At 63.4% G+C, this 14,144-nt stretch carries 14 protein-coding genes; 8 read left to right on the forward strand and 6 right to left on the reverse strand.

Features of this window, described 5'->3' with window-relative positions:
- The first annotated feature begins 53 nt into the window (after window positions 1-53).
- The gene (locus FNL14_RS13595; protein ID WP_142060844.1) at window positions 54-467 is read left to right on the forward strand and encodes a RidA family protein; all 414 of its coding nucleotides are present in this window, start codon (window positions 54-56) and stop codon (window positions 465-467) included.
- A 36-nt stretch (window positions 468-503) separates the two neighbouring features.
- Here the strand turns inward: FNL14_RS13595 and FNL14_RS13600 are convergent, their stop codons facing one another.
- Window positions 504-782, reverse strand: a complete 279-nt coding sequence (locus FNL14_RS13600) for a YciI family protein (RefSeq protein WP_142060846.1) — start codon at window positions 780-782, stop codon at window positions 504-506.
- A 131-nt stretch (window positions 783-913) separates the two neighbouring features.
- On the opposite strand from FNL14_RS13600, the gene FNL14_RS13605 reads away from it, so the two are divergent.
- The 6 genes from FNL14_RS13605 to FNL14_RS13630 all read left to right on the forward strand — a co-directional run bounded on the left by FNL14_RS13605 (window position 914) and on the right by FNL14_RS13630 (window position 7,154).
- Complete coding sequence (locus tag FNL14_RS13605; RefSeq protein WP_142060848.1) at window positions 914-1,516, forward strand: dihydrofolate reductase family protein; 603 nt, start codon at window positions 914-916, stop codon at window positions 1,514-1,516.
- Between the two features lie 127 nt (window positions 1,517-1,643).
- Complete coding sequence (locus tag FNL14_RS13610; protein ID WP_255470837.1) at window positions 1,644-3,140, forward strand: FAD-binding oxidoreductase; 1,497 nt, start codon at window positions 1,644-1,646, stop codon at window positions 3,138-3,140.
- 49 nt (window positions 3,141-3,189) lie between these two features.
- Window positions 3,190-4,392 (forward strand): cation:proton antiporter, encoded by a 1,203-nt coding sequence (locus FNL14_RS13615; protein WP_142060850.1) that lies wholly within the window; start codon window positions 3,190-3,192, stop codon window positions 4,390-4,392.
- 154 nt (window positions 4,393-4,546) lie between these two features.
- Window positions 4,547-5,545: an NADP-dependent oxidoreductase gene (locus tag FNL14_RS13620; RefSeq protein ID WP_142060852.1), complete on the forward strand. Its 999-nt coding sequence runs from the start codon at window positions 4,547-4,549 to the stop codon at window positions 5,543-5,545.
- A 55-nt stretch (window positions 5,546-5,600) separates the two neighbouring features.
- Window positions 5,601-6,485 carry an alpha/beta fold hydrolase gene (locus FNL14_RS13625; protein WP_142060854.1) on the forward strand — a complete coding sequence of 295 codons (885 nt, stop codon included), beginning with the start codon at window positions 5,601-5,603 and terminating at the stop codon, window positions 6,483-6,485.
- A 66-nt stretch (window positions 6,486-6,551) separates the two neighbouring features.
- Window positions 6,552-7,154 carry a TetR/AcrR family transcriptional regulator gene (locus tag FNL14_RS13630; RefSeq protein WP_142060856.1) on the forward strand — a complete coding sequence of 201 codons (603 nt, stop codon included), beginning with the start codon at window positions 6,552-6,554 and terminating at the stop codon, window positions 7,152-7,154.
- 61 nt (window positions 7,155-7,215) lie between these two features.
- On the opposite strand, the gene FNL14_RS13635 is transcribed toward FNL14_RS13630, so the two are convergent.
- From FNL14_RS13635 to FNL14_RS13655, 5 genes are read right to left on the reverse strand one after another with little or no spacing between them, the layout of a single operon-like run.
- Window positions 7,216-8,193, reverse strand: a complete 978-nt coding sequence (locus tag FNL14_RS13635; protein WP_142061304.1) for a D-2-hydroxyacid dehydrogenase — start codon at window positions 8,191-8,193, stop codon at window positions 7,216-7,218.
- 2 nt (window positions 8,194-8,195) lie between these two features.
- Window positions 8,196-9,320, reverse strand: a complete 1,125-nt coding sequence (locus FNL14_RS13640) for a tartrate dehydrogenase (protein WP_142060858.1) — start codon at window positions 9,318-9,320, stop codon at window positions 8,196-8,198.
- Window positions 9,317-10,867: an aldehyde dehydrogenase family protein gene (locus FNL14_RS13645; protein WP_142060860.1), complete on the reverse strand. Its 1,551-nt coding sequence runs from the start codon at window positions 10,865-10,867 to the stop codon at window positions 9,317-9,319. Before FNL14_RS13645 ends, FNL14_RS13640 begins: the two co-directional genes overlap by 4 nt.
- A 17-nt stretch (window positions 10,868-10,884) precedes the next feature.
- Window positions 10,885-12,162, reverse strand: a complete 1,278-nt coding sequence (locus tag FNL14_RS13650; protein WP_142060862.1) for an FAD-binding oxidoreductase — start codon at window positions 12,160-12,162, stop codon at window positions 10,885-10,887.
- A gap of 28 nt (window positions 12,163-12,190) precedes the next feature.
- Window positions 12,191-12,865: a haloacid dehalogenase type II gene (locus FNL14_RS13655; RefSeq protein WP_091418918.1), complete on the reverse strand. Its 675-nt coding sequence runs from the start codon at window positions 12,863-12,865 to the stop codon at window positions 12,191-12,193.
- 349 nt (window positions 12,866-13,214) lie between these two features.
- Between FNL14_RS13655 and FNL14_RS13660 the strand changes: the two genes are divergently transcribed.
- A complete protein-coding gene (locus tag FNL14_RS13660) occupies window positions 13,215-14,135 on the forward strand; it encodes an ABC transporter substrate-binding protein (protein WP_142060864.1) in 921 nt (306 codons plus the stop codon).
- Window positions 14,136-14,144 lie beyond the last annotated feature (9 nt).

Raw genomic sequence — 14,144 nt, forward strand, 5'->3', positions numbered from 1 at the left:
CCGGGATGCCGCCGGGTCTACCCGTCCGCCGGCCTGCGTGAGAGCATACGGGCATGCCAGCCATCCAGCGCATCCGTCCCGAAGGGCTCGTTGCAAGCCCTGCCTTCAGCCATGTTGCTGTTGTCCCGCCGGGCGCCACCACCATTTATGTGGGCGGCCAGAACTCCGTGGACGCCCAGGGGGCGCTCGTTGGCGGGAGCGACGTCGCAGCACAGTCCGCCCGCGCGCTCGAGAACGCGAAGACCGCCCTCGCTGCCGCCGGCGCAAGCATCGGCGATGTTGTGCAGTGGACCGTACTGTTCGTCAACGGCGCCGACATCGCCGCGGGATACCGGGCCATCGCAGCAGAACTGGCGTCTGACGAGCCGGCACTGGTGACCGCTGCCATCGTGGCCGGGCTGGGTGTTCCCGGCGCACTGGTGGAGATCAGCGCCGTCGCCGCCGTGCTCCCGGACACGGCGCCCTAGCAGGGCGGGGAACCTGGTCTGAATAAATGCCTGCGCCTACTCGAAGCGAACGGGGTCCCACTCCAGGATCCGCGGAACGGCGAGGCCTTCCAGAACGAACGGATCGTCGGCGATGAACCGCTCGGCATCCTCGCGCGAGGTGAAAAGCCCCATGGAAGAGCCGGCCGGATCCGGTGTCAGGAACGGGCCCAGAGCCAGCAGGCCGCCACCATTGGCGCGGAACGCTTCGAAGTACGCCTGGTGGCGGGGGTATGTCTCGAGGACGCGTGCCCGGTCGGTGCCATCACTAAGGCTGTAAATAACGATGGATTCCATGCCGCAGATCCTACCTGCCGCTTGCCCAAGGGGTGCTGGGAGCAATCCCTTCCAGCCGCCGTCGGACGCCATTAGCATGGCCGTTAGCCCCTCCCCGTCCTGACCACCACAGCCACCATCCGAGGAAAGCAATGAGTACCGTCACCTCCGATCTCACCGTATCCGTCGACGGCTTCCTCGCCGGCCCCAACCAGAGTCCGGAGAATCCCCTGGGCGAGGGTGGAGAGGAGTTGCACCGGTGGCAGTTCGAGGAGCCCGCTGCCAACGCCAAAGAGCTGGAGGGCATCCTCTCCGCGGGGGCGTACATCATGGGCCGCAGCATGTTCGCCGGCCCCGGGACCGGTCCGTGGGATACGGACTGGCGCGGCTGGTGGGGCGAAGAACCGCCGTATCACGCGCCGGTTTTTGTGCTCACGCATCATCCGCGGGCGCCCCTGAAAATGGAGGGCGGCACAACGTTCTATTTCGTGGAGGACGGGATCGAACCGGCACTGGCACAGGCACGGGACGCCGCGGCAGGCAAGGACGTGGCCATAGCCGGCGGCGCGCAAACCGCCCGCCAATATCTGTCGGCCGGGCTGATCGACGAGTTGCGGCTCCATATCTCACCGCTCCTCCTCGGAGCCGGCGAGCGGCTCCTGGACGGCGTCCGGAACCTCAAGCTTGAGCCAACGGAAGTCAGCGGCACACCCCTCGTGACGCACATCCGCTACCGGTGCGGATTAGGTAGCTGAAGAGTGCCTGCGGCTCTTGACCCGCATGGGGCCCAGGCGTATACCGAGAGGGTCATAGCGCTGGCCCTCGCTGGGACTCGAGACGGAGCTGGCTGCCCTGTGGTCTCTGAGAGAATCTGGAATTGCCATGGGTAGCGATCGATTTGACGTACTCCGCGAACAGGTCCGCGGGCAGGTCATTGAAGAGGGCGATGCCGACTACGAGTCGGCCCGTCTCGTGTACAACGGCATGATCGACCGCCGCCCCGCGGCGGTGCTGCGGGTGTCCCAGGTGGCGGACGTGATGGCCGCCGTCCGCTTTGCGCGTGGTCTTGATATTGAGGTTGCCTTGCGCGGCGGCGGACACAGCGCGCCCGGCTTTGGAACGGTCGACGGCGGCCTGGTCCTCGATTTCTCGGCCCGCCGCGGGGTCCGGGTGGACCCTGCCGCGAGGACTGCGAGAGTGGAGCCGGGCGCCACGTGGGCTGATTACAACCACGCGACTCATGCGTTTGGCCTCGCCAGTACGGGCGGCATCGTCGGCTCAACCGGCGTAGCAGGTCTCACGCTGGGCGGCGGCATAGGATATCTTTCCCGCAAGTACGGCCTTGCCTGCGACAACCTGTCCTCGGCGGACGTGGTGCTTGCGGACGGAACGTTCGTGACGGCCAGCGAAGCGGAAAACGTGGATTTGTTCTGGGCCCTGCGTGGCGGCAGCGGCAACTTCGGTGTAGTCACGTCCATGGAGTTCCGCCTGCACCCAGTAGACACGGTCCATGTGGGGATCATGTTTTTTGATGCTGCCACAGGAGCTGACATCGGCGCGGCATACCGCGAATGGATTGCCGCCGAACCGGAGGAGATGGGCGCTTTCCTGGGATTCCACCAGGGCCCGCCGGTTCCCTTCCTTCCTGAGGAATGGCACGGGCGGCCGGTTGTTGTTGTTGCCGGCATGTGGACGGGGGATCTTGACGCCGGACCTGCACACTGGCAGACCATGCTGGACGCGGGGCCCGCACTGGGCAGCTTCTTTGCGCCGATGCCTTACCCGGCACTGAACATCATGTTCGACGGGCTCAGCGCCGTCCCTGGGCTCCAGGGTTACTGGAAGGCAGATTTCCTTCGGACCCTCAGCGACGATGCGCTGCGCACCGCCGTCGAATTCTCCCCCGGGATCCCCACGGTCCACTCGGCCAACCACTTCTATCCCATCGACGGGGCCGTGAATCGGGTCGCCCCTGAGGCCACCGCTTTCGCCTACCGTGATGTGAAGTTCGCTCCGGTTATCGCTGGGCAATGGCCTGACGCAGCTGACAACACGGCGAACATCGCCTGGGTCCGGGCCTATTGGAATGCGCTGCACGAGTATTCGGAGCCAGGCGGCTACATCAACTTCCAGGACGCCGATGACCAGTCCAGGATCGAGGACACCCTCGGGTCGAATTATGCACGTCTCGCAGAGCTCAAAGCGAAGTATGATCCGGACAATTTCTTCCACATCAACCAGAACATCAAGCCGGCCCAAGCCGCCACCGCGGTCCCGTCCCAGCCGCCTGCGGCACTTCAGGCAGCACCAGCGGAACCGCGTCCGGCCGAAGCGGCACTGCCGGAGGCCACGCCGCCTGAAGCAGCACCGACCGCATGAACGAAGCGGCCGCCGGGCCCTCATTGGAGGGTCCGGCGAGGTACCGCTGATGCAGCCGCTGTCCACGTCATTGGTTCTGATCGCGTTGCTGGCTGTTGCGGCGCCCCTTGCCGCCCGTTTCCTGGACCGGGTGCTCAAAGTGCCCGTCGTAGTGTTCGAAATTATCCTCGGAATCGTGCTGGGCCCCAGTCTGCTGGGTTGGATACAGTCCACGCAGTTCACTGACACCCTGGCGGATTTCGGGCTGGCCATGCTCTTCTTCGTCGCGGGCAACGAGATCGATTTCACCGCAATCCGCGGCCGGCCCGCCAACCGTGCCGCGGCTGGCTGGACCATCTCATTGGCGGCCGGCATCGGTGCCGGCCTTGTCCTGGCGCCCGGCCCGGAGGCTGCAGTGATCATCGGCGTGGCGTTGTGTTCCACCGCCCTCGGCACGCTTCTGCCGATCCTGCGCGACGCCGGCGAGTCAAAGTCCCCGATGGGTGTCACGGTGGCGGCGTTGGGTGCAGTCGGCGAATTCGGTCCTCTGGTGGCAGTCTCGCTGTTTTTCAGCGGGCGGGAACTGGGACCGGCCACAGGAGTTCTGCTCGGATTCGTCCTGTTGACCGGCCTGGCGATATTCCTGGCCTCCCGCGCACGGCATTCCCTGCTCCACTCCCAGGTCACCAGGACACTGCACACCAGCGGCCAGTTCGCCGTCCGGTCCATCATGTTCATTCTGAGTGTGCTGGTTGTCCTCAGTATGGTTCTGGGGCTGGACATGCTGCTGGGTGCCTTCGCCGCGGGCGTCCTGTGGAAGGTTGCGATCGCCCGGGCTCCCGAACACGACCGGCACATCATCGAGATGAAGATCGAAGCCATTGCCTTCGGCTTCCTGGTGCCGATCTTCTTCATCGATACCGGCATCGACTTCGAGCTGAACGCGCTGACCAGCAGCCCGGCAACCCTTGCCCTGGTCCCCCTGTTCCTTGTACTCCTGCTCGTCATCCGCGGGCTCCCGTCCCTGCTGGCCGCTCCCCCGAAATCCAGTCCCGGCGACAAACGGGCCATCGTCCTGTTCGCGGCAACAGGCCTGCCGATCATTGTTGCCGTGACCGGCATTGGCCGGGACGAAGGGCTGATCACCAGCGGAACCGCCTCCGCCCTGGTGGGGGCAGGCATGCTGTCGGTCCTCCTGTTTCCCCTGCTGGCACTCCGGCAGCACCAGCGAAGCCAGCCAGGAACCCATCGGCCGTCGGTACGGACGCGCTGATCCAAGATGCCTCCTGACCGCGGCTCTTCCGCGGCTGGTGGCACGGCACAACGAGAACCACGGTCTGCTCATCCCTGCGCGCCCGCCCCTGCCCTTGACAGGCATTACTGAGTACACTCATAATTGAGGAGAATCAAATATAGAAAGGCCAGCCATGAAAGCTTTTGTCGTTACCAAGTACGGAGAGCCGCTGCGTGAAGCGGACGTCGCCGAGCCGGCTATGGGGGAACGGGACGTGCTCGTCCAGGTGCAGGCCGCGGGCTTGAACCAGCTGGATGAGAAGATCCGCCTTGGTGAGTTCAAGCAGATCCTCCCCTACAAGCTCCAGTTAGTCCTCGGCAATGACGTGGCCGGTACGGTTATCCGCGTCGGGGCACAGGTCACCGGGTTCAAACCCGGCGATGAGGTCTATGGCCGGCCCAGCAAGGACCGCATCGGCACGTTCGCGGAGCGCATCGCCGTTGCCGAGGATGACCTGGCACTCAAACCCGTAACGGCATCCATGGCGGAGGCCGGCTCGCTGCCGCTGGTGGCGCTCACCGCATGGCAGGCCCTCGTCGAGCGGGGCAATGTGCGCCCCGGGCAGAAGGTCCTCATCCACGCAGGCGCCGGCGGGGTTGGCACGATCGCTATCCAGCTCGCCAAGCACCTTGGCGCGACTGTTGCCACCACCGGCAGCGGCTCGAACGCTGATTTCCTCCGGGAGCTCGGGGCTGACGTGGTCATTGACTACCGCACAGAGGATTTTGAGGAACACCTCGGCGGGTATGACCTTGTCCTCGACAGCCTCGGCGGCGAAAACCTCGAAAAGTCCCTGCGCGTCCTCAAGCCAGGCGGGAAGGCCATTGGGATCTCCGGTCCGCCGGATCCGAAGTTCGCCCGCGATGCCGGCCTGAATCCTGTCCTGCGCCTGGCGATCACGGCACTCAGCCGCAAAATCAGACGGCAGGCCAGGAAGCTCGGAGTCAGCTATGAATTCCTGTTTATGCGTGCCAGCGGGGACCAGCTGCGCCGGATCGCCGCGTTGGTCGACGCCGGGACGCTGCGCCCCGTCGTCGGAAAGGTTTTCGATTTCGCCCAAACTCCAGAGGCGTTGCAGTCCCTGGCCGACGGCGGCTTCCGCGGCAAAGCGGTGCTCACCCTCAACCACTGAACCGCCACTGATTCAACAGGCCAAGCAGCCAGACCAAATAGGAGAAAAATCGCTCATGGACACTACCGATCCCGCAAGGGAGTCCGCAGTCACCTCGTACGCGGAAGCACCTACCCGAACCATCACCGCAGGAGGTGTCACCTACGCCTACCGCGAACTGGGGCCCAAAGGCGGCATCCCCGTTCTCTTCTTCGTGCACCTCGCCGCTACCTTGGACAACTGGGACCCCCGCATCATCGACCCCATCGCGAAGAACCGGCACGTCATCACTTTCAACCAACGGGGCGTAGGCGCCTCCACCGGGGAGGTTCCCGGCACCATCGAGGAGATGGCCGATGACGCATACGCATTTATCACGGCCCTCGGATTCGACATGATTGATGTCTTCTCCTTCTCCATGGGCGGCATGATTGCCCAGGACCTGGCAATTAAGCACCCAGGATTGATCCGCAAGCTTGTCCTGACCGGAACCGGGCCGCGTGGAGGCAAGGACATGGACAAGGTGGTCGGCGTTACTTACTGGGATAGTTTCCGCGCGGCCTTGACGCGTTCAGACCCGAAGGAGTTCCTGTTCTTTAACCGCAACGCTACGGGAAAGCCCGCCGCGAAGGCATTCATCAAGCGCCTGCAGGAACGGGCGGACCACCGGGACAAGCCAATCAGCACCAAAGCATTCCAGACGCAACTGAAGGCAATCCAGAAGTTTGGCCGCGCCAACCCATCCGACCTGGCCAGGCTCACCCTCCCCACCCTCATCGCGAACGGTGACAATGACCGTATGGTGCCGTCGGTCCTCTCCGAAGACCTGCACAGGCGGATCAAGGGATCCGAGCTGATCATCTACCCGGATTCCGGGCATGGAAGCATCTTCCAGTACCATGCCCAATTCGGCCCGGTGGCAGCTGAATTCCTTGCTGCGCCAGAACGTCCGGTTGACTGACGACCGGCCCTGGGAGACCTTATACTCATAACTGAGTCCAGTCACTTAATCCGGAAGGAAAACCTCATGCCTGTTGCGTCCCAGCCGCTCGGACGGCGCGAGCGGAACAAGCAGCAAAAACTCGAGCGCATCACGGCCGCCGCCAGCGAATTGTTCGCCGAACATGGCGTCGAGGATGTCACGACGCAGCAGATCGCTGACAAGGCAGACATTGGCACAGGGACTTTGTTCCTCTACGCCAAAACCAAGGGCGAACTCCTTCTGCTCGTGCAGAATGCCCACTACGCCGAAGCCCTGGAACGGGGCATCGCCGACGCCGAAACCCAGGCGCATGCGCTGGATGCGGTCCTGGCCATTGTGCGGCCGATCGTGGAATGCAACCGCGTCCAGATCGGCAACGGCCGGATTTACCTGCGGGAGATGGTCTTCGGCGATCCGACGGAGCCGCACCACGGCCAGGCTCTTTCCATCGTTGCTGAAACCGAGGAGGCCATTGCCGCCGTCCTGGGCAGGCACCATGCGGCCAGCGACGGCGACGCCGCCACAATGGCCCGCATCGTCAGCGCAATCATGTTCCTCAGCATGGCGGCCAGCGTGAACGCCGGTCTGAGCATCGACGAGATTGTCCAGGACATCCGCGGCCAAGTCAGTCTGCTGATCCCGCGCTGACGCCAAACTAACCTCAGTTCCACAGAATGCCCGTGGCCTCGGACCGCACAGCTTGGGTAGGTCAGGGAGCCGGGACGAACCCGAGGCTTTTATCCACAATGTTGTGCAGCGGATCGCCGTTGCGGTAGCGCTTCAGGTTTGCCACGAACAGCTCCCCCAGGTCATCGAGGTAATTTTCTGTGTCGCCGCTCATGTGGGGGGTCAGGATGACGTTCGCCATGCTCCACAACGGGTGTTCCCCGGGCAGCGGTTCGGGGTGGACCACATCAAGGGCGGCACCGGCAATGGATCCGGCGGTAAGGGCCTCCACCAGCGCGTCCGTCTGGACCAGCTCACCGCGGCCCACGTTGATGAGGTGCGCGCCGGGTTTCATTGATGCCAGGACCTCAGGGCCCACCAGTCCCCTGGTGTCTTCCGTCAGCGGAGCTGCCAGCACCAGGTAGTCAAAGGGATGAACGCTGGTGGCCAGATCCTTTGAAGAACTGATTTCGTCGAAATGCCCGTCTCCCGGACGGCTGCTGCGGCCCGCGCCGCTGACCTGCAGGCCTGCGGCGCGGAACAGTGATGCGATTTCCCTGCCAATGGAACCCGTACCCACCACCAGTGCGCGCTGGCCCTGGATTTTCCGGGTTACCCGGTGCTGCCACCGCCGCTGCTGCTGAAGCGCCAGTGAACCCCGGGAGTCCTTGGCGATGTCCAGGACAAAGCCCAGCGCAAACTCCGCGATAGCGCGGCTGAGGACATCCCGCGAATTTGTGTAGAGCACGTCGCTGCGGATCAGCTCATCGAACAACAACTGGCTGACGCCGGCTGCTGAAACGTGAACCCACTTCAGTGACCCCGCTGCAGCCCAGCTCTCCCGCAGCGCCGGGGAAAACGAATGCCACTGGTACAGGACATCTGCCCCGTCCAGGACCTTGGCCAGCCCGTCTGCCCTGGTCAGGCGGACCTCCGCCAGCTCCTCGATCTCCGACAGGCGGGGCGGCAATGCCTCACGGTACAGGACGGCGACGACGGGCTTCCGGGTTCGACGGGGCATGGTCACGACGGCGCTGCTGCCGCCGGCGCAGCTGAGGTTCCGGAGACGAGCTGGGCAGCCACGGAGGGTAGCTCGATGGCGTCTATCGCGGCCAGAACCGCGGCAGTGAACTCCGACGTCGACGATGGTCCTCCCACATCACGGGTGCCAAGGCCATCCCGGAGGGCGGATTCGAAGGCCGCCTCAAGGTGCCTGGCCGCCACCGGGAAACCCAGGTGCTCGAGCATCATCGCTCCGGACCACATCTGGCCCACCGGGTTGGCCAGTCCCTTACCCGCAATGTCCGGGGCGGATCCGTGGACCGGTTCGAAGAGGGAGGGATAATCGCCTTCGGGATTCAGGTTGGCGCTGGGAGCCACGCCGATGGAACCGGTGACGGCGCTGCCCAGGTCCGAAAGGATGTCACCGAGCAGGTTGGAGGCCACAATGACATCGAGGGTCCAGGGCTTGAGGACGAGGTGCGCAGCCAATGCGTCCACGAGCTCGCTGGTCAGCGTCACCCCAGGATAGAGCCGGGTGGTCTCTTCCACCACCTCGTCCCAGAATGGCATGGTGTGGATGATGCCGTTGCTCTTGGTGGCGGAGGTCAGGCGGCCCTTCCGGCCGGCCGCCAGCGAGGCGGCAAAATGGGCGGCCCGGGATACCCCCAGGCGGGTGAAAATGGTTTCCTGGACGGCAGCTTCGTGCGGCAGGCCGCGGTACACCCGGCCACCCACCTCCGAGTATTCCCCCTCGTTGTTCTCACGAACAATGAGGATGTCGATCGGCTCCGTCGACGCCAGGGGCGACTTCACGCCGTCGAGCGTTTTCACGGGACGGAGGTTGATGTACTGCCGGAATTCGCGCCGGATGGGGATCAGGAGGCCCCAAAGAGATTCAGCATCGGGGACGTCCGGCGAACCTACGGCGCCGAGGAAGATGGCGTCGTGCAGCGCCAGCTGCTCCAACCCGTCCAGGGGCATCATCCGTCCATGGCGGGAGTAGTAGTCCGATCCCCAGCCGAAATACGTGAACTCCAGGCTCAAGGAGTGAATTTCGGCGATCCGCTCAAGGCATTCGACGGCGACCGGGACCACTTCCTTGCCAATGCCGTCGCCCGCGATCACCGCGATTTTATGGGTGGTCATGATGTATTCCGTTCTGAAGTACGCGTCAGCCGCTGCCAGCCGGTGGCCGGCGCGGCCAGTTTGATGATGGTGCTTTTCGGTTCGGTCATCTCACGAACGGCGTGCTTCACGCCCTCACGCCCCACCCCGGACTTCTTAAAGCCGCCAAAGGGCATCGAGTCGATCCGGACGTCGCTGGTTTCATTGATCACCACCGCCCCTACATGCAGCTTGTCTGCAATTGCCAAGGCCGTGTCGATGGATTCGGTGAAGACGCCGGCCTGGAGCCCGTACTCAGAGTCATTGGCCGCCTGTATGGCGTCGGAGACCCGGATGAACGGCGTGATGCTGACCACCGGCCCAAACACTTCTTCGCGGATGATCCGGGCGTCTGCGGGCACGTCCGTGAGGACGGTGGGCTGGTAGAACGCGTTCCGGCGCTGCCCGCCCACATGGATCGTGGCCCCGGCTTTCCAGGCCTCGTCCACCCACTCCTCCACCCGGCGCGCCTCAGCTTCGCTGATGAGGGGACCCACGTCGGTGGAACGGTCGAACTTCGCGCCGGTGCGGAGCGCCCGGGTCCCCGACACCACCTTTTCGAGTACCTGTTCGAACAGGGAAATGTGGACGTAGACACGTTGGACTGAGAGGCAGTTTTGGCCGGCTACTCCGAATGCCCCCGCCACGATCGCCGCAGCCGCCTTGCCAGGTTCGGCGTCGGCGCACACGATCGTTGCGTTGTTGCCGCCCAGCTCCGAGAGGATCCTCTTGGCTCCGGCGGCGGCAGCGATACGGTCCGCGGTCCGGGGTCCCCCAGTGAACGAGATGAGGTCCACCTGCGGGTCCGCTACGATCGCCCCGGATACCCCCGGGCCCGATACTATGGCGGCCAGGCGGCCGGCAGGGACGCCTGCTTCCAGCAGCAGCTCAATGAACGCAAGCCCGGTCAGCGGCGTCCGGCCTGACGGTTTAAGGACGACGCCGTTGCCTCCAATGAGTGCCGGGCCCAGCTTGTGCGCCACGAGATTGAGCGGATCGTTGAAGGGCGTGATGGCCGCGATGATTCCCACCGGTTTGCGGTTGTACCAGCCGATCTTGTCCGCTCCTGCCATGCTGTCCTCAAAGGAGAGGGTCTCACCGGCAAGTTCGCTTGAGGCAGCGGCGGAAAGACGGAGGGTTTCAATGCACCGGAGTACCTCGCGTTCGGCCTCCCTGATGGTTTTGCTGCTTTCCGCGGCGATGATTTCCGAAAACCGTACGGACTGTTCCGAAAGGAGACCCGCAGCCCGTTCCAGGGCTTCCCGGCGCTCCCGAAGCGGCCAGGCCTCCTCCTGGAGGCTGCGGTGCAGGTAGGCAACGGCCCGGCGCACATCCTGTGCGGAGGAAGAGCACACCGTACCGAGGAGCACACCGTCCTCGGGATCACGGATTTCCAGGTTCCTGTCCGTTGTTTGCCAGCGGCCCTCAAAAAACGCTCCCCCGGGGAGTTTGGCAGCTTTTGCCCGCCTGAACGCGGTTTCCTGCCCGGTATTCGGGCAGGCTCCAGCCACGTTTGTTACTGAGCTCATGGGAACCTTTTCCTTGGTCAGCTGAACCGGTCGATGATTTTTGCGGCCGCGCCGATGAAGGGCAGGAACCATGGCGGGCCGAAGTGGCCGGGCACCGGCGGGTTCTTGAGGTCTTCCCACACGTTCGCCTGCTTGTCTCCGGCCATGTAGTGCGCCATCTTCTTGCCCATGTGGGCGGCCATCTGGACGCCGTGGCCGCTGTAGCACAGGGAATAGAACAAACCATCATGCAGCCCTGCATGCACCATTTGGTCCATGGAGAGGTCAACCAGGCCGCCCCAGATATAGTCCACCTTCACGTTGGCAAGGTAGGGGAAAAGTTCGGTCATTGCCTTATGCAGGATTTCTGCGCTCTTGACGTCCGAATCCGGGCTGGACAAGGCGAACCGGGCCCGGCCACCGAACAGCAGCCTGTTGTCCGGGGTGATCCGGAAGTAGTAGGTCAGCATCTTGCTGTCCGAGGCCTGGCGCCTGTTGGGGAGGATGCGGTTGACAACCTCCTCCGGTAAAGGCTCGGTGCAGATGATGAAGCTGCCCACCGGGATCACCCGGCGCTGGAGCCACGGGGTGAGGTTGCCCGTGTAACCGCTGGTGGCCACCAGGACCTGCTTGGCACGGGTAATACCGCGTGTGGTGTGCACGTCGTGAACGGTCCCCGCGACCTTCTTCAACTCGGTGACCGCTGCGTTCTCACAGATATCGGCTCCGTTGTCTGCAGCCGCCTTGGCCAGCCCGTGGACGAACTTCCCCACGTGGAGCCCGGCACCCAGCGGATCCATCATTGCCCCCTGGTAAAAGTCCGTTCCAATTTCAGAGTGGATCTCGGACTTGGGGATGACTTTTACGTGGTGATCCACGAGGTTCGCGAGCAGCTCCTGGGACTTCAGGAAACCGTCATAGTGGGACGAGTGAAAAGCCAGCGAGAGCTTGCCGAACCGTTTGAAGTCGCAGTCGATGCCGTTATCGTGCACCAGCTTCTCAATGGTTTCGATGGCGTCGTTATATTCACGGAACATCTCGACGGCGCGGGGCGCCCCGTACCGCTTGACCGCGGTGCTGAAGCCGATGGCCAGCCCGGTGGTTGCCATACCCCCGTTGCGGCCTGATGCACCCCAGCCCACGGTGTGACGCTCGAAGACGGCAACGCTGGCACCTTGCTTGGCGAACTCTACTGCTGCGGAGAGCCCGGTAAAGCCGGCACCGATAATCGCAACATCGACGTTTTCCGGAACTGGAGTGCGCCGGTAGTCGCCGGAAGGTTCGGCAGTGTCCAGCCAATAGGGGACAAGTTTCATGGTGTGTGACCTTTCGCCTCGAAGTCTTCTAGAGACCCAGGTGCTTGTTGATCTCGTCCAGGGACTTAACAGTGTTGTAGTCATAGCCCCCGGTAATGGGGTCGTAGCCGCGGTCCAGCAGCCAAAGGTTACGGAAGCCCATGTCGTGCATCGGATGCATGTCGTACCGGGTGTGCGAGGAAATGTGCAGGAACTCCTCCGGCTTGGCATTCAGGGTGTCCAGCATGTACTCGAAGGCCTGGTAGCGCGGCTTGTAGGCCTGGGCCTGCTCAGCGGTGTAGACGGCGTGGAAGTCTGCACCGAGCTTGGGAATGCTGATATCCAGGAAGCTGGTGTCAGCGTTGGACAGAGCCACCAGCTTGTAGTTGTCCCCCATGAGCTTCAGTGGGGCCGGCACGTCGTCGTGTGCAACCCAGCCGCGCACAGCGTCAGCAAACTCTGCGCCCGCACCAGGGGTCGGACCGATGCCCCACCGCTTGCATACCCGGTCAAAGGAATCCTGAAGGATCTGCTCGTAGGGCTTGTAGTCGCCGAGGACCTCGTCGAACCGGTACCCGCGGAACTGCTTTTTGAAGGCAGGCCACTGCTCTTCAGGCAGGCGCCCGTCGAGCAGGCGCCGGGTGGTGGGATCGATGTCGAAGTTGATCAGCGTGCCGTAGACATCGAAGGAGATGTACTTCGGACGGAAGTGGCTCTCTGCCATGGGGTATCCGTTCTTTTTCAGGGGATGGAGGATGGTCGCTGCGCCTGCGTTTGGAAATTCGGGCAAGCGCGCCGTGAGTTGGAAGTCGCTGCCGGCACGCGGGTAGGTGCCTGTCAATACACCGACTCTAGGTGGCCAAATTGTAAATTGTCAACAGTTTCAAGGTTGCGTTTCCGCGTGCATCCGAAGTGAAAGCCGGCGACAAAAAAGATTTCGTCAATTGTTGACAATCTACGCTTTTGGGGGTTGCATTGCTTTAGATGACGGAGAGATCCGGATCACATTCCAACCCCAAAACTCCTCCCTCCCGGCGAACTCGCCAGCTGACAACCCCTCGAAGGGAAGCACAATGAAGACTTTGAAAAAGGCCCAGACTGCCGCCGCAGGCCTTGCCGTATTGCTCACGCTCAGTGCGTGCGGTGGAACAGCCAGCAGCTCGTCCACGGATGCAAGCAAAACCTCCAACACGGCCGACATTTCTGAGGGTGTCCAGCCCGACCAGGCCGCCGTGGCGCTGCTGCCCCAGTCCGTTAAGGACAAGGGTGAGCTGTCGGTGGCTATGGACCTTCACTACCCGCCCACAACCTTCCTCGCCGAGGACAACACCACCGCGATCGGACTGAACCCGGATATCGCCCGGCTGGTTGCGAAGAAGCTGGGCCTGAAGGTGACGTTCGTGGACACGAAGTTCGACACCATCATTCCCGGCCTCGACGGCGGCCGCTTCGACTTCACCGCCACCACCATGTCCAAGACCGACGAGCGGCTCCAGGTTCTGGACATGATCGACTACTTCAAGGCCGGCAACTCCGTGGCCGTGGCGGCGGGAAACCCGCTGAAGCTCACCGTTGAGACCTTGTGCGGGAAGAGTATTGCCGTCACCCAGGGCTCAACAGGACAGCTCAAGCGCCTTCCGGCCCTGAGTGAGCAGACCTGCACCTCCAAAGGCCAGCCGGAGATCAACGCCGTGACGCTGCCGAATGTCCAGGAGGCCCTGACACAGCTGCATTCCAAGCGGATCGACGGTGTCCTGTATGACACCACCGCACTCGGCTGGGCGGCAAAGCAGCAGCCGGATTCCTTCACCCTGCTGGGCCGTGTCAATGTGGGCTCCAGCGACCTGACTGCCGTCGGCCTGAAGAAGGGCTCAGCCCTGACCCCTGCCCTTCAGGCAGCGGTCCAGTCCGTTCTTGAGTCCCCCGAATACAAGGAGTCCCTCGGGACCTGGGGCCTTGATTCCGGTGCCATCACCGACGCCAAGCTCAACTAGTGGGTTCAC

The organism is Pseudarthrobacter sp. B4EP4b, assembly GCF_006680095.1.
Lineage (GTDB): Bacteria > Actinomycetota > Actinomycetes > Actinomycetales > Micrococcaceae > Arthrobacter.